This window comes from Erwinia sp. OLFS4, assembly GCF_002752165.1.
Taxonomy (GTDB): Bacteria; Pseudomonadota; Gammaproteobacteria; order Enterobacterales; family Enterobacteriaceae; genus Izhakiella.
Genome location: NZ_MOMB01000063.1, coordinates 1 through 21,639 on the forward strand (window position 1 = coordinate 1; position 21,639 = coordinate 21,639).

Annotated in this window: 23 protein-coding genes; 9 read left to right on the plus strand and 14 right to left on the minus strand. The window is 51.4% G+C overall.

Annotated elements, in window-relative coordinates; genetic code table 11:
- Positions 1 to 131, minus strand: a 131-nt coding sequence (locus BL249_RS15965; protein WP_342633895.1) for an IS1 family transposase, incomplete at its 3' end; no start/stop codon positions are given.
- A gap of 51 nt (positions 132 to 182) precedes the next feature.
- On the opposite strand from BL249_RS15965, the gene BL249_RS15970 reads away from it, so the two are divergent.
- From BL249_RS15970 to BL249_RS15990, 5 genes are all read left to right on the plus strand, one after another.
- Positions 183 to 473, plus strand: coding sequence for an NINE protein (locus BL249_RS15970; RefSeq protein ID WP_446717703.1), 291 nt, complete (start codon positions 183 to 185; stop codon positions 471 to 473).
- A gap of 825 nt (positions 474 to 1,298) precedes the next feature.
- Positions 1,299 to 2,204, plus strand: coding sequence for a CDF family cation-efflux transporter FieF (gene fieF / locus BL249_RS15975; RefSeq protein WP_099706190.1), 906 nt, complete (start codon positions 1,299 to 1,301; stop codon positions 2,202 to 2,204).
- Positions 2,205 to 2,419: 215 nt separating this feature from the next.
- Positions 2,420 to 3,382: a 6-phosphofructokinase gene (pfkA, locus tag BL249_RS15980; RefSeq protein WP_099706191.1), complete on the plus strand. Its 963-nt coding sequence runs from the start codon at positions 2,420 to 2,422 to the stop codon at positions 3,380 to 3,382.
- Between the two features lie 138 nt (positions 3,383 to 3,520).
- Positions 3,521 to 4,516 (plus strand): sulfate ABC transporter substrate-binding protein, encoded by a 996-nt coding sequence (locus BL249_RS15985; RefSeq protein WP_099706192.1) that lies wholly within the window; start codon positions 3,521 to 3,523, stop codon positions 4,514 to 4,516.
- Between the two features lie 91 nt (positions 4,517 to 4,607).
- Positions 4,608 to 5,393, plus strand: coding sequence for a CDP-diacylglycerol pyrophosphatase (locus BL249_RS15990; protein WP_099706193.1), 786 nt, complete (start codon positions 4,608 to 4,610; stop codon positions 5,391 to 5,393).
- Position 5,394: 1 nt separating this feature from the next.
- On the opposite strand, the gene yhjD is transcribed toward BL249_RS15990, so the two are convergent.
- The gene (gene yhjD, locus BL249_RS15995) at positions 5,395 to 6,411 is read right to left on the minus strand and encodes an inner membrane protein YhjD (RefSeq protein ID WP_099706194.1); all 1,017 of its coding nucleotides are present in this window, start codon (positions 6,409 to 6,411) and stop codon (positions 5,395 to 5,397) included.
- A gap of 46 nt (positions 6,412 to 6,457) precedes the next feature.
- Positions 6,458 to 7,360, minus strand: a complete 903-nt coding sequence (locus tag BL249_RS16000) for a LysR substrate-binding domain-containing protein (RefSeq protein ID WP_099706195.1) — start codon at positions 7,358 to 7,360, stop codon at positions 6,458 to 6,460.
- A gap of 295 nt (positions 7,361 to 7,655) precedes the next feature.
- On the opposite strand from BL249_RS16000, the gene BL249_RS16005 reads away from it, so the two are divergent.
- A complete protein-coding gene (locus BL249_RS16005; RefSeq protein ID WP_099706196.1) occupies positions 7,656 to 8,279 on the plus strand; it encodes a glutathione S-transferase family protein in 624 nt (207 codons plus the stop codon).
- Positions 8,280 to 8,356: 77 nt separating this feature from the next.
- Here the strand turns inward: BL249_RS16005 and tpiA are convergent, their stop codons facing one another.
- Together tpiA and BL249_RS16015 are read right to left on the minus strand one after the other, a co-directional pair.
- Positions 8,357 to 9,124, minus strand: a complete 768-nt coding sequence (gene tpiA / locus BL249_RS16010; protein WP_099706197.1) for a triose-phosphate isomerase — start codon at positions 9,122 to 9,124, stop codon at positions 8,357 to 8,359.
- 105 nt (positions 9,125 to 9,229) lie between these two features.
- Entirely contained in the window at positions 9,230 to 9,829 is a 600-nt protein-coding gene (locus BL249_RS16015) for a DUF1454 family protein (protein ID WP_099706198.1), read from the minus strand.
- A gap of 91 nt (positions 9,830 to 9,920) precedes the next feature.
- Between BL249_RS16015 and BL249_RS16020 the strand changes: the two genes are divergently transcribed.
- The gene (locus BL249_RS16020; protein ID WP_099706227.1) at positions 9,921 to 10,367 is read left to right on the plus strand and encodes a DUF805 domain-containing protein; all 447 of its coding nucleotides are present in this window, start codon (positions 9,921 to 9,923) and stop codon (positions 10,365 to 10,367) included.
- On the opposite strand, the gene fpr is transcribed toward BL249_RS16020, so the two are convergent.
- On the minus strand, positions 10,358 to 11,104 hold the full coding sequence (gene fpr / locus BL249_RS16025; RefSeq protein ID WP_099706199.1) for a ferredoxin--NADP(+) reductase: 747 nt from the start codon (positions 11,102 to 11,104) through the stop codon (positions 10,358 to 10,360). The two genes, BL249_RS16020 and fpr, sit on opposite strands and share 10 nt — an antisense overlap.
- A gap of 296 nt (positions 11,105 to 11,400) precedes the next feature.
- On the opposite strand from fpr, the gene emrD reads away from it, so the two are divergent.
- The gene (gene emrD, locus BL249_RS16030; protein WP_099706228.1) at positions 11,401 to 12,597 is read left to right on the plus strand and encodes a multidrug efflux MFS transporter EmrD; all 1,197 of its coding nucleotides are present in this window, start codon (positions 11,401 to 11,403) and stop codon (positions 12,595 to 12,597) included.
- A 6-nt stretch (positions 12,598 to 12,603) separates the two neighbouring features.
- Here emrD and glpX read toward each other — a convergent pair whose 3' ends face one another.
- From glpX to BL249_RS16045, 3 genes are all read right to left on the minus strand, one after another.
- Complete coding sequence (glpX, locus tag BL249_RS16035) at positions 12,604 to 13,614, minus strand: class II fructose-bisphosphatase (protein WP_099706200.1); 1,011 nt, start codon at positions 13,612 to 13,614, stop codon at positions 12,604 to 12,606.
- A gap of 112 nt (positions 13,615 to 13,726) precedes the next feature.
- Entirely contained in the window at positions 13,727 to 15,238 is a 1,512-nt protein-coding gene (gene glpK / locus BL249_RS16040) for a glycerol kinase GlpK (RefSeq protein WP_099706201.1), read from the minus strand.
- A gap of 101 nt (positions 15,239 to 15,339) precedes the next feature.
- A complete protein-coding gene (locus BL249_RS16045; protein WP_099706202.1) occupies positions 15,340 to 16,194 on the minus strand; it encodes an MIP/aquaporin family protein in 855 nt (284 codons plus the stop codon).
- Between the two features lie 441 nt (positions 16,195 to 16,635).
- Here BL249_RS16045 and zapB point away from each other — a divergent pair, with 441 nt between their 5' ends.
- Complete coding sequence (gene zapB / locus BL249_RS16050; protein WP_099706203.1) at positions 16,636 to 16,875, plus strand: cell division protein ZapB; 240 nt, start codon at positions 16,636 to 16,638, stop codon at positions 16,873 to 16,875.
- 64 nt (positions 16,876 to 16,939) lie between these two features.
- Here zapB and rraA read toward each other — a convergent pair whose 3' ends face one another.
- From rraA to cytR, 5 genes are all read right to left on the minus strand, one after another.
- Entirely contained in the window at positions 16,940 to 17,425 is a 486-nt protein-coding gene (gene rraA, locus BL249_RS16055) for a ribonuclease E activity regulator RraA (protein WP_099706204.1), read from the minus strand.
- A 159-nt stretch (positions 17,426 to 17,584) separates the two neighbouring features.
- A complete protein-coding gene (gene hslU, locus BL249_RS16060) occupies positions 17,585 to 18,916 on the minus strand; it encodes an HslU--HslV peptidase ATPase subunit (protein ID WP_099706205.1) in 1,332 nt (443 codons plus the stop codon).
- 12 nt (positions 18,917 to 18,928) lie between these two features.
- Positions 18,929 to 19,459 (minus strand): ATP-dependent protease subunit HslV, encoded by a 531-nt coding sequence (hslV, locus tag BL249_RS16065; protein WP_099706206.1) that lies wholly within the window; start codon positions 19,457 to 19,459, stop codon positions 18,929 to 18,931.
- 90 nt (positions 19,460 to 19,549) lie between these two features.
- Positions 19,550 to 20,410, minus strand: coding sequence for a cell division protein FtsN (ftsN, locus tag BL249_RS16070; RefSeq protein ID WP_099706207.1), 861 nt, complete (start codon positions 20,408 to 20,410; stop codon positions 19,550 to 19,552).
- 152 nt (positions 20,411 to 20,562) lie between these two features.
- Positions 20,563 to 21,591, minus strand: coding sequence for a DNA-binding transcriptional regulator CytR (cytR, locus tag BL249_RS16075; RefSeq protein ID WP_099706208.1), 1,029 nt, complete (start codon positions 21,589 to 21,591; stop codon positions 20,563 to 20,565).
- Positions 21,592 to 21,639: the final 48 nt, after the last annotated feature.

The window sequence follows — 21,639 nt, forward strand, 5'->3', positions numbered from 1 at the left end:
TAAGCGTAAGTGAGTTGAAACACGCGGTGGCAGTCACGGCAGCGAAATCTGTCATAGCCTTTAGGGTTCTGACCATGGCGGTAAACCTGAACAGACTGACAACGGGGACAATGAACGTTAACGCTGGCCATAAGAGAACCTCAAAAGCCCGCATTATACATCAGATTCAACCAATTAGAGGCATCACCGTTTTTTGTCGTGGGTGCGGTAAATCGCTCCACAGCTCGGCTAAAACGTGCCCGGATTGCGGTGCTGTGCAATATGGTACTGAACGTAAAAGCAAAATAGCCGCAGCATTGTTGGCTTTTTTCCTTGGTGGCTTCGGCGTGCACAAATTTTATTTGGGCCAGGTGGGGATGGGGATATTGTATCTGCTGTTTTTCTGGACCGCGATTCCGGCCATTATCGCCTTTATTGAATTTATCATTTACCTGTGTATGTCCGATGAAAAATTTGCCCGCAAATATGGCTAATTGATTATCGCTCTCATTCTTAATAACCTATTTCACTTTATCAGTCTTGCTAAAGATCCCACAGGAAGTCAGTAAAGTCTTATTAAGTGGAGTCAACTGGTGAATCCTGTGATGGAGAGCTGATAATGCGAATAGGTTTCTTTATTATAGAAATGATGCAATATTATCAGTGATCGCTGCCCGCTATTATTATTGAGTCACAATTGACCAATGCTGGTAATCAACGGGCATAAATATCATGCTAATACGCAGTATGAATGCTTTTTATTATTGTTTGCATCACAACCAGCGGGTGATGTACTGACATGACTGGTTTTTTCTGTTCTTAATGGTCAGCGCTCAGTTTTTAACTGAGTTATACCTGATGCTATCTTTTAAACATAATGTTATGTAGCAAACCTTGCGTTTATCAGCTGACTGGCCGGAGTTATCTGATTGCAGAATAAAACTTGCTTTCCGGCTGACCTGATTAAAATTATGCTCCGTTCTGCCTTGTCTGGCGTACTTTTTTGTTGCCGGATCTGTTTTTTTTATAGTGAAATGAAATCAGTCTGTTTTTGTTTGGTATTAGTTTGAACGCTGCATGATAAAACTCCTTTTTCATATGAACAATACAGCGTGCAGTTGGTTTAACTATTCTACGCCTTTAAGCTCAGGACAATTTGCACCGGGTTTACCGGTTGTTTTATATGGTCGCTTGTTTGTTCAGGATTTTTACAGGATAAAAAAGTACTGACAGAAGGTGATTTTTTATGACCAACCGCCAGTGTCTATTTTCCTGTTAAAATTGTCATTAAGAGATCTTATAAATTAGAGATATTATCCATGGAACAGCAACAATACGGACGCCTGGTGAGTCGCTCAGCGTTTGCGGCAACGGTGATGGCGGTAACATTATTAGTGATAAAAATTTTTGCCTGGTGGTATACCGGCTCAGTCAGTCTTCTTGCGGCCCTGGTCGATTCGTTAGTGGACATTGCCGCTTCGCTGACGAATCTTCTGGTGGTGCGTTATTCATTACAGCCTGCTGATGAAGAGCATAGCTTTGGTCATGGTAAGGCAGAGTCGCTTGCGGCGCTGGCGCAAAGTATGTTTATTACCGGATCGGCCCTTTTCCTGTTTCTGATGGGTTTTAAGCATCTTGTTCAGCCTCAGCCGATGCAAGGTGCCGGCTTAGGGGTGGTCGTGACCCTGATTGCATTAGCCAGTACTCTTTTACTGGTGACTTTCCAGCGCTGGGTGGTACGCAAAACCCGTAGTCAGGCGGTGCGAGCAGATATGCTGCACTATCAGGCAGACGTGATGATGAACGGTGCCATTCTTATCGCTCTGGTGCTTAGCTGGTATGGTTTTCTGCGAGCAGATGCACTTTTTGCCCTGGGCATTGGCGTTTATATTCTGTATAGCGCGCTGCAGATGGGCTATGAGGCGGTGCAGTCGTTGCTCGATCGTGCTTTACCTGATGACGAGCGTCAGGAAATTATTGCACTGGTAGCAGGCTGGCCGGGGATAGCCGGAGCACACCAGTTGCGGACCCGAATGTCAGGCCCGACGCGCTTTATTCAGCTACATCTGGAAATGAATGACAGTTTGCCGTTGGTTGATGCTCATCTGGTGGCCGATCAGATGGAACAGGCGTTATTGAAAAAGTTTCCAGGTTCTGATGTCATCATTCATATCGATCCCTGTTCTGTGGTGCCGGCGGATCGGCAAGGACACTATGAGTTGTAACCTCCTGAAGATACAATGGAAGCGGGAATTTCCGGGATGCATGTTAACATGTAAACAATAATAGCCTGATGTTGTCTGACCTGAATCAATTCAGCTTGAGGTCTTTGATATACTATAGCTATCAATAATCTTAATGCCGGTTTTAACGTTGCGCATGGCAAAAACGCTTTTTCCGGTCAGGAATTCAATTTAGCTTCAACAGTTCAGAGGTTGTCATGATCAAAAAAATCGGTGTACTGACAAGTGGTGGCGATGCTCCCGGGATGAATGCCGCTATTCGTGGTGTGGTGAGAGCGGCACTGAGTGAAGGACTGGAGGTTTTTGGCATTTATGATGGCTATCTGGGCTTGTATGAAGATCGGATGATTAACCTGGATCGCTATAGCGTTTCAGATATGATCAACCGTGGTGGCACCTTTCTCGGCTCTGCGCGCTTTCCCGAATTTCGTAATGAAGATGTACGTGTAATCGCGATTGATAATATGAAAAAGCGCGGTATTGATGCGCTGGTGGTTATCGGGGGTGACGGCTCATACATGGGGGCTAAGCGCCTGACAGAAATGGGTTTCCCTTGTATTGGTCTGCCTGGCACCATTGATAATGACGTCGCCGGTACTGACTATACCATCGGTTATTTTACGGCGCTGGAGACGGTGGTGGAGGCAATAGACCGCCTGCGTGATACCTCTTCTTCACATCAGCGAATTTCCATTGTTGAAGTCATGGGACGTTATTGCGGCGATCTGACCCTGGCCGCTGCTATTGCCGGTGGCTGTGAATTTATCGTGCTGCCGGAAACACCTTATACCCGTGAAGAGCTGCTGGCAGAGATTAAAGCAGGAATTGCCAAAGGCAAAAAACATGCAATTGTTGCCATCACCGAGCACATTTGTGATATCACCGAGCTGGCTCACTATATTGAGAGTGAAACTAAGCGCGAAACCCGCGCAACGGTGCTGGGGCATATCCAGCGTGGTGGGGCGCCGGTGGCTTATGACCGCATTCTGGCTTCCCGTATGGGGGCATATTCAATCGAGCTGTTGTTACAAGGCTACGGTGGCCGCTGTGTGGGTATTCAGAATGAGAAAATGGTCCACCACGATATCATCGACGCGATTGAAAATATGAAACGCCCGTTCAAAAGTGACTGGCTGGAGATGGCCAAAAAGCTTTACTGATTTCGTCAGGCGCTGGTTACAGCGCCTTTTTTTTCGCTGTTATATACTAAAAAGTTATCATATTTTATTTTTAATTCTTTAAAATCTGGTTAAGCCTGTGTCACGCTCTGAACGGTGATTACGATGGAGAACCGGATAATGAAAAAGTGGAGTGCGGGCGTCATCCTGCTACTGGCTTGCGGTAGCGTACTGGCAAAAGATATTGAACTGCTGAATGTGTCCTATGACCCAACGCGTGAATTGTACGATCAGTACAATAAAGCATTTGCGGCGCACTATAAGCAGGAGACCGGCGATAATGTGATTATCCGTCAGTCGCATGGTGGTTCCGGCAAGCAGGCGACGTCGGTCATCAACGGTATTCGTGCTGATGTGGTGACCCTGGCGTTACAGTCGGATATTGACGCGATTGCCGGGCGCGGGCGCATTGATAAAAACTGGATTCAGCGTCTGCCTGAAAATTCTGCCCCTTACACCTCCACCATTGTTTTTCTGGTGCGTAAAGGTAATCCAAAGCAGATCCATGACTGGAATGATCTGATAAAACCTGGCGTGTCGGTTATCACACCTAACCCAAAAACATCCGGTGGCGCACGCTGGAATTATCTGGCCGCCTGGGGTTATGCCCTTGACCAGAACCACGGCGATCAGCAAAAAGCGCTGCAATTTGTACGCGCGCTGTTTAAAAATGTCACCGTGCAGGATTCCGGTGCCCGGGGAGCGACCAATACGTTTGTTGAGCGTGGTCTGGGTGACGTGCTGATTGCCTGGGAAAATGAAGCCTACATGGCGGTAAATAAGCTGCCGGGCGGCAAAGACAAGTTTGAAATTGTCACGCCAGGTGAGTCTATTCTGGCGGAGCCTACCGTCTCAGTGGTGGATAAGGTGGTGGACCAACGTAATACGCGCAAAGTAGCAGAAGACTATCTTAAATATCTCTATTCCCCCGAGGGGCAGGCTATTGCCGCAGAAAATTTTTACCGTCCCCGCGATCCGCAGGTAGCCAAAAAGTTTGCTAACGTTTTCGCACCGGTAAAGCTGTTTACGATTGCGGATAAATTTGGTGGCTGGGAAAAGGCACAGAAAACACATTTTGCCGACGGCGGCACCTATGATCAGGTAATGAAACCCTAACGGAAGTCTCACCCGGCTTAGCAGGAAAAGTTTTTCATGACCCCGGCCTTCGGTTCTATTACATTGCTGACAGGGACGGTCAGAGGTGGTTATGACACAAATAAGAAAGTGTTGCACTGTTCTCCTCAGTGTCGTTATTTTGTTAGCCATTGGCGCCGGGGCATACCTGGCGCTGTCATTGCACAGTCATGCAGGCGCACTCTGGCGAATTATCAGTCAGCAATGTATTGTCAATCAGCAAGCTCATCACAATCCTGCGCCCTGTCAGTTGGTTGATTTAAATAAGGGTTTTGTGGTGATGAAGGACCGTCATGGGCCGCTGCAGTTTTTATTGCTGCCTGCTGCACGTATTCATGGTATCGAAAGTCCGCAGTTGCTGACTGCCAGTACCAATTATTTCGCAGAGGCCTGGCATGCCCGCCATTATGCGCAAGCACTTTATGGCCGGCCGCTGGCGGACAGGATCTTTTCCCTGGCAGTGAATTCACCGTGGAGCCGTTCGCAAAACCAGCTGCATATTCATATCTCCTGCCTGCAACCGGAGGTACGACGACGGCTGGACGAGCTGACGCCACGCCTTAGCAGCCGCTGGCAAAAAGAAAAGCTCAACCAGTATGAATGGTTGATCAGAACCGTATCCCGCGATGAATTTAACCATAAAAGTCCGTTTCTTTATCTGAGTGAAGAAGTGCCCGGTGCCAGGCAAGCAATGGGGCATTATGGTATCGCGGTGGCGGCGCTGAATGATGGCCGTTGGGCGATGATGGTGATTGAGCGTAATCTGCTGACGCTCAACCGTGCGTCGGCAGAAGACATTCAGGATCACCGTTGTGCGCTGGCGTATGGCAATACGCATGTGCCGACGGTGCAGGAATAAATTAGCCGGAGTGATGGCGGCCTTCAACCGGCTTATCGTCTTTGTATTCGGCAGTGGCAATCCAGGCGGCACAAAATAGCGTCAGACGCGCAAAGAAGTAAAAGAAAGCCATCAGTCCCAGAACTGAACCGAAGGCAGCCCCGGAAGGGGAGGTGGCCAGTTTTGGTAAAGTTAGCGTCATAATAAATTTGATCACTTCAAAACCAACGGCGGCCAGTAGCGTCCCGCGAAACAGCGCTTTCTTGCGGGGTTTATGGCGCGGAAGAATCCAGAAAATCCACAAAAAAAGCAGATAATTAGCCAGTACCGAGATGCTGGTGGCAATTAGCGTCATCGCCGGTCTTAGCCATTCAATATGCTGCAATCCCAGCGCCGAGACGATTGCGTTTTGTGCTGCACCGGCAACGGATGTCAGCGACAGCGTTACAATTAAGGCCAGCACTAATCCGGTCAGGGAAATGAAATCACGGATATATTTACGCCAGAACTTTTCCTGATCCTGGGCCTGACGCTCCCACACATCGCGTGACTGAGCACGGATAGCTTCACGTAGATTCCCCATCCAGCTGATTCCGGAGTAGAGTGCCACCAGCAGACCGGTTAATCCGACGGTGGTTCGTTGTTGTATGGCGGTGTTGACCGTATTTTTCAGCGTATTTGCCAGATTCGGGTCACTGATATTATTGACAATTTTATTAATCAGCTCGGTGAGCAGGGTGGGATGCGACGCCAGCACGAAGCCGATTGCGGCGAAGGACACCATCAGGATGGGGATTAACGACAGAAATGAAAAATAGGTGATAGCGGCGCCAAACTGACTGCCAAGGCGGTCATTAAACCGTTCACCGGCGCGAATAAAGTGCGCGACAGCTGGAATAGCCTGAAACCAGCTGACGAAACGGGAAATACGCGTAATGGATTTATCGACCGTTTCATTGCCGGTTTTGACATTCAGCAGCGGCTGGGTGTCATCCTGATTTTTCTCCTGCGGACGGGGAGGATTGTGCTTGTCCGTCATCAAACCTTTTTTCCTTTGCAAATAATATTCATAGCTAGTATAGCCTTCACGACGCGAGGTGCGGTTTTAGCGTCTGACTTAGCCACTCCATGAAAACATGGGTACGCCGGCTCAGATTGCGTCGCTGAGGATAACGCAACGATAACGGTACCGGTTGTGCGCTAAAGCGGGGCATCACTTCGACAACCTGTTTTGCCTGTAATGCCGGGTGAAAACTGGCTGCCGGCGCCTGAATAATGCCCAATCCGGCCAGGCAGGCGTTGTGATAAGTGAGTCGATTATTCACCGTGATCACGCCACCGGTTTGAATATAATGGCACTGCCGGCCGTCAAAAAATTCAAAACCCTGATGGGCGGAAGTCGGCACAGGCTGGTAATGGACCATAGCGTGCTGAGACAAATCGTCTGGCGATAGCGGCGTGCCGAAACGCGCGAGGTAGCCCGGGCTGGCAAGATTAATCATACGGAAATGGCCGAGCCGGCGAGTCATTAGCCCGGATTCTTCTGCGTCGCCAATTCGTAGCACACAGTCAAATCCCTCGCCGATGACATCGCTCCGGTGCTCGTTGCTGCTGAGCTCCAGCGAGATGCCTGGATAGTGCTGTAAAAATGCCGGCAACGCTGGAATAACAAATGCGCAGGCCAGTTCAGCCGGTATATCGACCCGCAGCTGTCCACTCAGGGTGGCCGGGTCATGTTTGAACAGTTCATCCATTTCATCCACCGTGGCCAGCAGGTTACGGCAACGCTCGTAGTAGAGCCGTCCATCATGAGTCAGCTGTACGCGACGGGTGGTGCGCAGCAATAAGCGGGTCCCTATATGTTTTTCAAGCAGCTGTATCTGGCGTGAGACGTTACCTTTTGCCAGACCCAGACTGATTGCTGCCCGACTAAAACTTTCCAGCTCGGCAACCCGCGCAAAAATTTGCATTGCGTGAAATTTATCCATAAGTTATCCCCATTGTTCTTATTAATAAAACAGTGAAGCGCATTTCTGGGGATTTGCCATTCTATTTGTATCTAATGTGCCCGCCATTCAGACAGGAAGTGAGATAAAAGTCTACAATAAGATAAAAATAGCCTGGTATGATCCACTAATGCGTGATTCGCCCGCTAGCTGGCTGCTGGCAGAGACTATTTTGTCTTCGGTCACTGGCGATATCATGCCAGGGTTGCCACCAGATTGCCGGCAAAGTGAGAACGCGCTATTAATACCCGGCGGCTGCCTATAAGGGTGAATGACAATGCTGAGAATTCTCGGTCGTGCCTCTTCTATCAACGTGCGTAAAGTGCTGTGGGTCTGCGATGAGCTGGATATTACTTACCAGCGCGAAGACTGGGGGCAGGGTTTCAAATCCCTGCAGCAGGATGCGTTTATGGCGCTGAACCCAAATGCGCAAATTCCGGTGCTTGTGCAGGATGATTTTGTACTGTGGGAATCGAATACCATTATTCGTTACCTGGCGAATAGTTGTCAGGCTGAATGGCTATATCCGGGCGCCCCCCAGCTGCGGGCACGTGTCGATCAGTGGATTGACTGGCAGGCCTGTGAACTTAATAGCGCCTGGCGTTATGCATTTATGTCCTTAGTGCGTCATTCTCCCGCCCACCAGGATGCCAGGCTGCTGGCTGCGGCTTGTAAAGGCTGGAACCATGTAATGGGTATTCTTAATCAGCAGCTGGAGCGCACTCAGGCTTATGTTGCCGGCCAGGATTTCAGTCTGGCCGATATTCCGATTGGACTCTCGGTAAACCGTTTTTATGAAACGCCGCTGGAACATGACGTTCTGCCGGCTGTGCGCGCCTATTATGAACGTCTGACCAGCAGGACTGGCTTTGCGCTGTGGGGACGTAATGGTACCCCTTAATCAGCTTACTGCTGCAGGGCTGCGCTAACGGTGAAAAAAACCACCTGCCAGGCAGGTGGTTGTCAGTGAGGGGCGAATTAAGAACGTTTGGCCTGAGCCGCAGCAATCACAATGGCGGCGAAGGCATCGGCTTTCAGAGAGGCACCGCCAACCAGCGCGCCGTCGATATCTGGCTGGGCAAACAGCTCAGCGGCATTTTTATCATTAACAGAACCGCCGTATTGCAGAATCAGCTGCTCAGCGACGGCGCTATCCTGGCGGGCGATGTGCTGGCGAATAAACTTATGTACCGCCTGTGCCTGTGCCGGTGTAGCGGATTTTCCGGTGCCGATTGCCCATACCGGTTCATAAGCGATAACCGCACCGTTGAAGGCGTCGGCCCCGAGCGTGTTCAGCACCGCATCAATCTGGCGGCTACAAACTTCTTCGGTTTTACCGGCTTCGTTTTCGGCTTCGGTTTCGCCAATACACAGCACGGGAATCAGGCCAGCGGCTTTCAGCACCGCGAATTTTTTGGCAATTAATTCGTCGCTTTCTTTATGATAGGTGCGACGTTCAGAGTGGCCGATAATGATATAGCGAGCACCGATGTCTTTGAGCATATCGGCAGAAACTTCACCGGTGAAGGCGCCGCTAAGGTTGATATCCACGTTCTGGGCACCCAGCGCAATCTGGCTGTCACCAATGGCCTGGTGGGCCTGTTGCAAATAGATTGCCGGAGGCGCTATTGCCACATCACAGCCGCTGACATTGCTCAGGGCACTGCGCAAACCGGCGATGAGTTCAGCCGTCATCTGTTTGCTACCATTGAGCTTCCAGTTACCCATTACTAATGGATGTCGCATTATATCCTCCACGCGAAACGCGATAAGTTTTAATTTACCGCCCGATGGGCGGTAGGGTCTGCCTGACAGTATAGAGATCAAAAAGCGCTAAGGCTTTGCTTTTCGTCATTTTGGTGGGTTATCGGGTGCCAGGGCCAGCTTGAGAGGTTCTACCGCAAAAGTCAGTCCTTTTTCACCATTATCGGCAATGACATAACGCAAAGCGCCTTCATTGCTGGCAAAGTAGCGCTGACCTTTGCCTTTTGCCAGCAGGGTCGTTACCCGTTTCAGGCTCTGTTCTTCGCTGAGCATCGGCTCAAAATAATGTACCAGGGCCGCCATATAAGCCAGCGCTTTATCATAAGCTGCTTTCTGCTCAGGCCCCTGAACCGGCAGCCAGGTTATCTGTAAGGTTTTGATCTTTCCGGTTCCACGCTCCAGCGCGGTTGATGAATAAAGATTTTCATTGATTTTACTGGCTGCACGCGTCAGATTGCTCTTGTCATCACGATTATCAATTGCCCGGTATTCGCTCAGGGGAAGTGCAGGATTACTGGCGTTGTACTTCTCGCGAAACTGTCCGATAGTCACATCAAAAGTAGGGGCCCCGGCCAGCAAGTATGCCGCCATCGGCATGCTTTCGTTGCGTTCCCTGGGATCGGCATGACACAGGCTACTAAACAGCAGAAAGGCCGTCATTAAGCCAGTATACAACAGGTTGTTCATCGTTCATCTGCCCTGAAATTAACGTAGCTCAGATTAAAACGGAGTCGGGCGGTTAATGTCAAAGGCGATGAGCTTTACGGGAACACTTATTATGACTTTACGACACTGGTGCCTGTCCTGGCGCGGCAGGCTGGGACGACGTGATTTCTGGCTTTGGCTGGTTGTCTGGGCGCTGCTGATGATGTTGCTGTTCAATCTGGCAGGAAACGGACGAATCGAGCGCCGGACTGCCGCATTGCTGGTGCTGTTATTGCTATGGCCAATGGCGGCAGTGATGGTAAAACGGTTGCATGACCGTAATAAAGGGGGACAATGGGCGCTGTTGTTTATTGTTGTCTGGGTGCTGCTGAATGCGGATCTTTCGCTGCTGCCTTTGCAATGGCAGGTTTTTCTCGGCTTCTTTATTCCGACGCTGATTATACTGACCATGCTGGTTGAACTCGGCGCGTTGCCTGGTACTTCCGGCGCTAACCGCTTTGGTAAAGCGGCGCAGCCGGTGGTTTTCTTCGGTCGTCGCCGTGAACCTAATTACCAGTAGTGTTCGCTGGTCATATGGCCCGGTTTGCGGCGCAGATGTTTTTGCATGCCACGACTCTCTTTCAGCAGCTGCTGGGTATCACGCACCATTTGCGGGTTTCCGCACAGCATGACGTGGCTGTTTTCAGCGCGCAACGGTAGTCCGACGGCCTTTTCCAGCGCACCGCTGGCAATTAATGCCGGCAGACGCCCGTTAAGCGAGCCCGGCATTTCTTCGCGACTGACCACCGTTTGTATTCTGAGCTTACCCTTGTAGCGCTGCTGCAATTGCTGCATCAGCGGCAGGTAACTCAGGTCAGCGGCATAACGGGCTGCATGGATAAGAACAATATTGCTAAAGCGCTCAAGATCGTTGCCTTCCTGCAGAATTGACACATAAGGGCCGATAGCGGTACCGGTCGCCAGCATCCACAGCGTTTCACATTCAGGAATTTCTTCCAGTATAAAAAAACCAGCGGCGTCTTTGGTGACCATCAGTTGATCGCCGGGCTTCAGAGCATACAAATGAGGGCTTAATTTTCCTTCGGGTACCAGAACCAGATAAAATTCCAGGTCACTGTCCCTTGGTGCATTGACGTATGAATAAGCGCGCTGCACACGTTCACCTTCAATCTCCAGCGCCAGTTTGGCAAACTGTCCGGCGGTGAAAGGCGCAATGGGGGCATTTACCGTCAGGCTGAACAGCGCATCTGTCCAGTTATTCACCTGTTTTACCGTTGCGTTGACCCATTCGGCCATGATGCCTCCTCATTTAATGATATTCGTCCATCGCTCAGCGTATCATCGCTACTGTATCGCTGTTTTTCCAGTATCACGGTCCGGACAAAGCTCTTGTCGACAAATCGGGTGCCATTTATCCTGGTGGCTGGCGGCTGGGCTGTATCTAAATCTTGACAGCAGGCTTTGCAGAAATTTTTGGTTTCCCTCTCGAATTCTCAGCGAATTTTGATATTTTCCCCGCAATAATTTTTACAGATCCGTCGTTTACGCTGAAAAATATTCGAATGACGGGGTATCATTCTGTGGTAAGTCTGATGAAAGATCAAAAAAGTAATGCCATTTTACTGATGTTAATTGTGCTGGTGGCTGTCGGACAAATGTCGCAAACCATTTACGTTCCGGCGGTGTCTGCAATCGCCGTTGCACTGGCGGTGCCGGATGGCTCTGTCCAGCAGGTTATGGCTGCTTACCTGATGACCTACGGCAGTTCGCAGCTTATTTACGGGCCATTGTCAGATTCTTATGGCCGTCGTCCGGTCATCCTGCTGGGCATGATCATTTTTATTATCGGAACGCTGATCTCGCTATTTTCTGTCCACTTTGCCCAACTGGTGCTGGGAAGCGCTATTCAGGGGCTGGGAACCGGTGTTGCAGGGGTCATGGCGCGTACGCTGCCGCGTGATGTTTATCATGGCGCAGACTTGCGTTGCGCCAACAGCCTGCTGAATATGGGCATTCTGGTCAGTCCACTGATTGCGCCGCTCATAGGCGCCATATTGGCTTCAATATATGGCTGGCGTGCCTGCTTTGCTTTTCTGCTGATACTTTGTCTGGCGGTTAGCCTGGCGATGTTGCGCTGGTTGCCGGAAACCCGGCCTTATTATGACGGCGTCAGGCCACCGTTTTTTTCGCGTTATCGTCCGCTGCTGGCAGAGGGCAATTTTGTCCGCTATCTGATTATGCTGATTGGAGCGCTGGCGGGTATTGCCGTATTTGAAGCCTGTTGTGGTGTGTTGCTGGGTAGCGTATTGGGCTTAAACAGCATGACCGTCAGTATATTATTTATTCTGCCGATTCCGGCGGCATTTTTTGGTGCCTGGTTTGCCGGTCGCGATAAGCGTAGCAGTCAGACGATAATGTGGTATGCGGTGAACAGCTGCCTGATGGCGGGATTGCTGATGTGGCTGCCTGCCTGGTTTGGCATCATGAACGTCTGGACGCTGCTGGTTCCCGCTGCGCTGTTCTTTTTCGGTGCAGGCATGCTGTTTCCGCTGGCCACCACCGGCGCAATGGAACCCTGGCCGTGGCTGGCTGGTACGGCAGGGGCACTGGTGGGTGGATTGCAGAATCTTGGGGCAGGGCTCAGTGCGTGGCTGTCAGCCATGCTGCCGCAGAAGGATCAGTTCAGCCTTGGCATGCTGATGTTTGCGCTGGCGTTGTTGATTTTGTTCTGCTGGCTGCCGCTATCGCGCCGGCCAGCCGAAAGCCCGGTCGGACTGCACAGACCTTAGCACGGTTTACAGTATCCAGCGGTGGAGCGCGCTATCTTTACGGTCGAGATAATGTACTGACTGAATACGGCGAATGGTGCGCGATTTACCGCGGATCAGCAAGGTTTCACTGCTTGCGACATTGCCGCGGCGCTGAATTCCTTTCAACAAATCGCCGCTGGTAATGCCGGTAGCAGTGAAAACGACGTTGTCAGTGCGCGCCATTTCTGCCAGTGTCAGTACGCTACCGGCCGCAATACCCATCTGCTGACAGCGACGGAGTTCCTCTTCGCCAATACGGCGATTGTCCGGGGTGTCATCCTTCACCTGATGGCGGGGCAACAGTCGGCCCTGCATATCACCGTCCAGCGCACGGATGACTGCGGCAGAAACCACGCCTTCTGGCGCACCGCCGGTGCCATAAAGCACGTCAACTTCACTGTCTGGCATACAGGTCAGGATTGCGGCGGCTACGTCGCCGTCAGGAATAGCAAATACCCGCACGCCCCACTGTTGCATCTGTTTAATCACGCTATCATGGCGCGGTTTCGCCAGAATGCTGACGGTCAGCTGGCTGAGGGGTTTATTCAGTGCGCTGGCGATATTGTTCAGGTTATCCTGTAAAGGCAACATCAGGTCGATGGCGCCTTTGGCTCCGGGGCCAACAATCAGCTTTTCCATATACATATCAGGGGCATGCAAAAAACAGCCTTTTTCACCCACCGCCATGACCGCCAGAGCGTTAGCCTGGCCCATGGCAGTCATACGCGTCCCTTCAATGGGATCGACGGCAATATCGACCGCATCTCCCCGACCGCTACCCACTTTTTCACCGATCCACAGCATCGGGGCCTGGTCGATTTCCCCCTCACCGATGACAATCTGGCCGTCGATATCAATCTGATTCAGGACATGACGCATTGCATGGACTGCCGCACCGTCGGCTGCGTTTTTATCGCCGCGTCCCAGCCAGTGATAACCGGCCAGCGCAGCAGCTTCGGTGACGCGTGAAAATTCAATAGCAAGTTCTCGTTTCATCGCCTTTTCCGGCACAGTGAACAGGGTTGGCAGTGTAACACAGCCGGAACAGCTAAAAAAAAACGCCTGTGAGCAGAGCCCACAGGCGCAGTGCTGACCGACAGTGATGCCGTTAGTTGGCTTCGTCTTCCCACGCCTGAGCGCGTTTTACCGCCTTTTTCCAGCCGGCATATTTGTAGTTACGTTCGGTGGTTTCAATACCAGGGCGGAATTCGCGTTCGATGATGGATTTAGCGCGAACTTCATCCAGATCGTTCCAGAAACCCACCGCCAGTCCGGCGAGATAGGCCGCGCCCAGTGCAGTCACTTCGCGCACTTCCGGGCGTTCAACCCGCACGCCGAGGATATCCGACTGAAACTGCATCAGAAAGTTATTGGCCACCGCGCCGCCATCAACCCGCAGCGCTTGTAAACGGGTATTGGCATCATTCTGCATCGCTTCCAGTACATCGCGGGTCTGGTAGGCAATCGATTCCAGCGTCGCGCGAATCAGGTGATTGGCGCTTGCGCCACGCGTCAGGCCAAAAATTGCACCGCGGGCGTAAGGGTCCCAGTAGGGGGCCCCCAGTCCGGTGAAGGCCGGCACCATGTAGACGCCATTGGTGTCTTTCACTTTCATGGCGAAATATTCAGAATCGGTGGCATCGCCAATCAGTTTCATTTCATCGCGTAGCCACTGAATTGAGGCTCCGCCAATAAATACCGCGCCTTCCAGCGCGTAATTTACTTCGCCTCGCGGACCGCAGGCGATAGTAGTTAGCAGGCCGTGTGACGAGGTGACCGCTTCGGTACCGGTATTCATCAGCATAAAGCAGCCGGTACCATAGGTATTTTTCGCCATGCCGGGCTGAACGCACAGCTGACCATAGAGCGCTGCCTGCTGGTCACCGGCAATACCGGCAATAGGGATACGCGTACCGCCTTTGCCTCCGATGTTCGTCTGGCCATATACTTCGCAGGAGCTTTTGACTTCTGGCAGCATTTCGCGAGGAATATCAAGAATATCCAGCATCTTCTGGTCCCAGTCCAGCGTGTGGATATTAAACATCATGGTACGCGAAGCATTAGTATAATCGGTGATATGGACCCGGCCCTGGGTCATTTTCCATACCAGCCATGAATCTACGGTGCCAAACAGCAATTCGCCACGCTTAGCGCGTTCGCGTGAACCTTCAACGTGGTCGAGGATCCATTTTACTTTGGTTCCGGAGAAATAGGGGTTAATCACCAGGCCAGTGGTATGCTGAATATACTCTTCCAGCCCTTCTTTTTTCAGCCGGGCGCAGTAATCGGCGGTGCGTGGGTCCTGCCAGACAATGGCATTGTAGATCGGTTTGCCGCTCTCTTTATCCCAGACGATGGCTGTTTCTCGTTGATTGGTGATACCGATAGCGGCGATCTGATCGGAACTGATATCCGCATGTGCCAGCACTTCGACCAGAGTAGAACTTTGTGATGCCCAGATATCCATCGGGTCATGCTCCACCCAACCGGCTTTCGGGTAAATTTGCTGAAATTCACGCTGGGATACCGCCACGATGTTAGCGTCATGATCCAGTACTACCGCGCGGGAGCTGGTAGTGCCTTGATCGAGCGCGACGATATATTTTTTATCTGTTGGCATAATACTGTCCTGATGTTGTCAAGAGTCTGGGACGACGGTCCGTTATCGTGGCGTTTTACCCGAAAAGTCAGGGCGAACCACAGATAACAGCCGGTGAGGAATCACGCTTTCCGCTGTTCGGCACGGCTAACGGGTTCCACTACGCTTTCCACTATGTTTTCACTGACCGTCCCCGGCAGGTTACGGGCGATCAGACTGCGATAGGTAAATGCACCAAGGCTGGCGCCAACTATGGGGCCAAAAACAGGGACAAGGAAATAAGGAATGTCCTTTGCTCCGGTAAACGCGACTTTGCCCCAACCGGCGAAGAAAGCAAACAATTTAGGGCCAAAATCACGGGCAGGATTAAGTGCAAAACCGGTTAATGGTCCCATTGATGCACCGATAACGGCGATCAGCAGACCAATCAGCAGCGGCGCCAGCGGGCCTTTTGGTAAACCGTTACCATCATCGGTTAGTGCCATAATCAGCCCCATCATGAAGGCGGTAATTACAGCTTCAACCAGAAATGCCTGACCGACACTGATATGCGGGTTAGGGTAGGTTGAGAATATACCCGCCAGTTCGAGGCTTTGTGTGCTACCGCGTACCATTTGATGGGTTTGTTCATAGTCATAGAACAGGTTGTAATACAGGGCATAAACCAGCGCGGCGGCACAGAAGGCACCAGCGACCTGCGCAATGATATAAGGAATGACTTTGCGCCCTTCAAAGCTGGCAAACAGCCATAATGCCAGGGTCACCGCAGGGTTAAGGTGCGCGCCCGATACGCCCGCGCTCAGATAGACGGCCATTGATACCGCCAAACCCCAGACAATACTGATTTCCCACTGGCCGAAACTGGCACCGGCCAGTTTTAGCGCAGCAACACAGCCGGCGCCGAAGAAAATGATGGTACCGATTCCGAGGAATTCGGCAATGCACTGCCCTTTGAGCGTGCTGATTGAATTACTCATAATGAATGTCCTGAAAGCGAGGTTAATTTTTCACAACTGTTTTTTTTCATTCCGTTGATCTACCCATATACAGGTTGGGCTGTTGTAAATTTATCGTTAACGAACATAAACGAGAAATAGCGAACTCAAAAAATGTGTATCACGTCATAAAAATGAGCGTTTTCGCGTATATTAGCTTTCTTTAAGCGCCATTTTCATTTCTTATTCGCACGAATTTTGCGCATTTTGTTAACAATTACCCTATTATTAACGGGGTAATTGTTAAAAACGTTAGGCATAAACTGAAAACGATAAAAACCGCGTCCCTTGCGGCTTCGCTACTGGACTTGCGCTATCCCTCTACTTACAATCGGGTATCTGTTGTTAACCGCACCATTCGGCCTGTCCCTGTCCGGTTGCGGCTGGCACTATCAACGCCTTGCAATTAGGAGAGAGTAGAAGATGTCATTTGAAGTTTTTGAGAAACTGGAAGCGAAAGTTCAGCAGGCGATTGATACTATCACGCTGTTGCAGATGGAAATCGAAGAGTTAAAAGAACAGAACGCGAACCTCCATCAGCAGATTCAGCAATCTGCCGGCAGCAGCGAATCACTGGCCCGTGAAAATCAGCAGCTGAAAGAAGAACAGCACGTCTGGCAGGAGCGTTTACGCGCGCTGCTGGGCAAGATGGAAGAAGTTTAACCCGTTATCTGAGCAGAATATTAACGGGTGCGCTGGCACCCGTTGTGCTCATGTCGCGTGAGGATTACTCAATATCCAGCGCGTCTTCTGACAGGATAATGCCGGTGTTGTCCGCGTACAAATTGTCACCTGAAAAAAACGTGACGCCACCAAAGTTAACCCGTACGTCGCTTTCGCCAACGCCTTCGCCGGCGGCACCAGCAGGAATCGCCGCGATAGCCTGAATACCGATATCCAGTTCTTCCAGGTCATCAACCTGACGAACAGAACCATAAACCACAATGCCTTCCCACTCATTCTGCAGCGCAACGCGCGCCAGGGCAGCATCTACCAGCGCACGCCGTACTGAGCCGCCGCCGTCTACCAGCAGAACACGACCACGACCATTCTCTTCGAGTAAATCATACAGCAGGCCATTGTCTTCAAAACATTTTACCGTGGTGATTTGTCCACCAAATGAGGTGCGCCCGCCGAAGTTAGAAAAGAGCGGTTCAACCACATTGACCTCTTCATGGTAGATATCGCACAGTTCAGAAGTGTCGTATTTCATAGGGGTTCGTCTGTTTGCCGCAGGATGGCTAAGTATATCGCTTTAGGGCTGACCTTGGCAAAATCCTCATTTGATTAAACTTGCGTTATGTCAAGTACATTGAGGAAGCAGATGGGATTCACTCTGAAAAGCCGGCCTGCCGGCCGGCGATGGGAAAGACTAGAGGATAAAACGGCTGAGATCTTCATCAGCTACCAGCTCATCCAGATGGCTGGAGACATAGGCCGCGTCAATGGTAATGGATTCACCCTGACGATCGCTGGCATCGTAGGAGATATCTTCCATCAGGCGTTCAAGTACGGTATGTAACCGGCGGGCGCCAATGTTTTCTGCCGTTTCATTGACCTGCCACGCTGCTTCAGCAATACGCCGGATGCCGTCCTCGGTAAACTGAATGTCTACACCTTCGGTTTTCATCAGAGCCTGATATTGCACCGTGACCGAGGCATTCGGTTCGGTAAGGATACGTTCAAAATCGCTGGTAGTAAGCGCCTGCAGTTCAACACGAATGGGCAGCCGTCCCTGCAGCTCCGGGATCAGATCGGACGGACTGGCAACCTGAAACGCGCCGGAGGCAATAAATAAAATATGGTCCGTTTTGACCATACCGTGCTTGGTTGAAACCGTGCAGCCTTCAACCAGCGGCAGCAGATCGCGCTGTACCCCTTCGCGTGAAACGTCTGGTCCGGAGGTTTCGCCGCGTTTACAGACTTTATCAATTTCATCAATAAAGACGATGCCATGCTGTTCAACGGCGTCGATAGCCTGTTCTTTCAGCTCTTCATGATTAATCAGCCTCGCCGCTTCCTCTTCAACCAACAGCTTCATCGCTTCTTTGATTTTCAGTTTACGCGGTTTTTGTTTCTGACTTCCGAGGTTCTGAAACATTGATTGCAGCTGACTGGTCATCTCTTCCATACCCGGGGGCGCCATAATTTCTACCCCCATTGGCGCGGCGGCGAGGTTGATTTCAATCTCTTTATCGTCCAGTTCACCTTCACGCAGCTTTTTGCGAAAAGACTGGCGTGCAGCAGAGGGTTCTGGCGCTGACTCTGACTGTCCCCAGTTGTTTTTTGCCGGCGGTATCAGTGCATCCAGAATACGCTCTTCGGCCATTTCTTCGGCGCGATAACGATTTTTCTCAATGGCCTGCTGGCGCACCATTTTCAGCGCGGAGTCGGTGAGATCGCGAATAATCGAGTCAACTTCTTTGCCGACATAGCCTACTTCGGTAAATTTAGTCGCTTCAACTTTAATGAATGGCGCGTTTGCCAGTTTGGCGAGACGGCGGGCGATTTCGGTTTTACCCACCCCGGTCGGGCCGATCATCAGAATGTTTTTTGGCGTCACTTCGTGACGGAGATCTTCGTCCAGCTGCATGCGGCGCCAGCGATTGCGCAGCGCGATAGCGACCGCGCGTTTGGCTCCGTCCTGGCCGATAATAAAGCGATTAAGTTCGCTAACGATCTCGCGAGGCGTCATTTCAGACATAGTCAGGATTCCTTACGCTTTCGACGTTAATTCTTCGATGGTCAGATTATGATTAGTGTAGATGCAGATATCGCCGGCGATATTCAGTGCTTTTTCCGTAATTTCACGGGCGCTGAGTTCGGAATTCTCCAGCAACGCCCGCGCGGCCGCCTGGGCATAAGGACCACCTGAACCAATGGCAATCAGATCGTTTTCGGGCTGAATCACGTCGCCGTTACCGGTGATAATCAGCGACGCGGTTTCATCTGCAACCGCCAGTAACGCTTCCAGCTTGCGTAGCATACGGTCGGTTCGCCAGTCTTTGGCTAATTCCACCGCCGCTTTAACCAGATGTCCCTGATGCATCTCCAGTTTACGTTCAAAACGTTCAAATAAGGTAAAGGCATCCGCCGTGCCGCCGGCAAAACCGGCAATGACTTTATCGTTATACAGGCGACGTACTTTTTTAACGTTACCTTTCATGACGGTATTACCGAGGGTAGCCTGGCCATCGCCGCCAATCACGACCTGGCCATTGCGTCGTACGCTTACAATTGTTGTCACGGGCAGACCCCTTGTTGCAATCGGATATGAATCCCCGCAGTTGAGTCTGCGGGGTGAGTGCAATCAGATATGGGGCGGCTTTAGCGGGTTTCAACCCCCAATAGCCATAGGAATGCAGTTTGTATGGCCGGATCCTCGCAGACTTTTCAGTGCGCTATCCACCCCGGAACGGCTATTGTACGGACCGATAACAACACGGTTCCAGCCCCCACCGGTGGTGATACGGCTTTCAAAACCTTCAAAAGCCAGCTGGGCGCGCACGGACTCAGCCTGATCAGTCCCTTTAAATGAACCGCACTGAACCATCCAGCGCTGGGTTTTGGCTTTCTCTGGCTCTTTCGGCTTTTCCTGCGTCTGGGGCTTAGGTTGCGTTGTTGTCGGGGGCGTGGTGGCATGAGACGCCGGCTGTGACGGGTGAGGTGCCGGCGCTTGTGCTGGCATACGAGATTGCATTTCCAGCTGATTTTGCAGGCGCTGACGCTGTAAGGTTTGCTGACGTTGCGCCGGGGTCTGTTCGTTCCAGGGCACTTCGTTGAGCTGGGTGGGTTGCTGTTTCATATCAGCCTGCATCTGTTCAAGCAGCTGGCGCTGCTCGTTGGTTAGCTGCGTTTGTGAATGAACGTCTCCCCCGGCCGACGGTTCTGTCGGACTGGGGACCGTCATCTGGCGGTTTTCCAGTTCTTTAATATAACGCCAGCGCTCTTCTGGTTTGGGAGGCAGGCCATTACCGGGAGTTTTACGATCGGGCATGACCGTGGCTTCTTCTTTTTTATGATGTGCGATAAACCACAGGCCACCGGCAAACGTCACCAGCACAGCGACTGCCAGCGCCATCATAAATTTGGAAACCCCGGAGTTACTGTTGCGCTTTTTTCTGCTGCGGCTGTTGGACGTTTTTTTGCGACCTGTACCTGTCGAACGCCCGCGGCCTACATAATCTTTTTGTGCCACTAATCGTTCCGTAACTAATCAGAAGAGAAAATGTCTGGCCGGAATCCGGCACCGGATGACAAAGTTATCCGCCCGCCATGTTACTCAAGGGGCGGAAGTTTGACCAGCAAAGATATGTTCCGGAAGCGGCTTAAGCGTATTTCAATTATGGTTCAGGCGTGTGGCGGTGCGGTACTGGCGCGAATTTCCAGGGTAAATTCGAGCAGGCGCGAACCATTACTGACGGTTTTACCTTCCAGCTGATTGAGCAGCAGTGACATTGCTTCGCAGCCAATTTTAAAGCGCGGCTGCACAATGGTTGTCAGGGGAGGGTCGCAATAACGGGCAAGTTCAATATCGTCAAAGCCCACCACCGACAGGTCCTGTGGTATGCCGAGCCCCATCTGTTTTGCCTGTGCCATAACCCCCAGCGCCATCATATCATTGTGGCAAAAAATGGCCCCGGGAGGATCGGCCAGCGTCATGAGGGTTTTCAGTGCCTGTTGTCCCGCTTTGAAGCTAAAGTCGCCGCGCACGATATAGGCGTTATTGATGCTGATGCCGCTGCGTCGCAGTGCCTGAATATAGCCTTGTAAACGAAACTGGCTGAGCGGCATGGTTTCCGGCCCGGTCAGACAGGCAATACGTCGGTGACCATATTTTACTAAATGGCTCACCGCTTCGAAGGCGGCGGTCAGATTATCAATATGCACCGTTGGCAATTTGAGTTGCGGGGCAAATTCGTTTGCCATGACCATTGGTGGCAGAATGCGGGTATTATCCGGGTGGGTATCAAAAGGGAGCCGGGAACCCAGTAACACCATGCCATCAATCTGGCGGGCGACCATTAAATCCATCAGCGTTGATTCCTGCTGGTTCTGATGTGCGCAGTCAGCGATCAGCACCAGATAACCATGACGGGCGGCTGTTACTTCAATACCGCGGATTAATTCGCTGAAAAAGGGATCGCAGATGTCGGGTACGATCACCAGGATGGTATGGGTTTCGTTACGCTTAATGTTGCGGGCCAGCGGATGGGGCGCATAGCCGATGGCCCTGGCGGCTTCGGCCACTTTTTCCCTTGTGGCCGCCGATACTTTTTCCGGATTCATCAGGGCTCGTGAAACCGTCGCAGTTGAGACGCCGGCTTTTTCTGCTACCTCTTTCATGGTTGCGCCCGGGAGCGTTTGTTTGTGCGGCACCCTGTTTCCCCTCTCCTCTGGCAATGCTGTTCTGGCCAGATTGCTGGC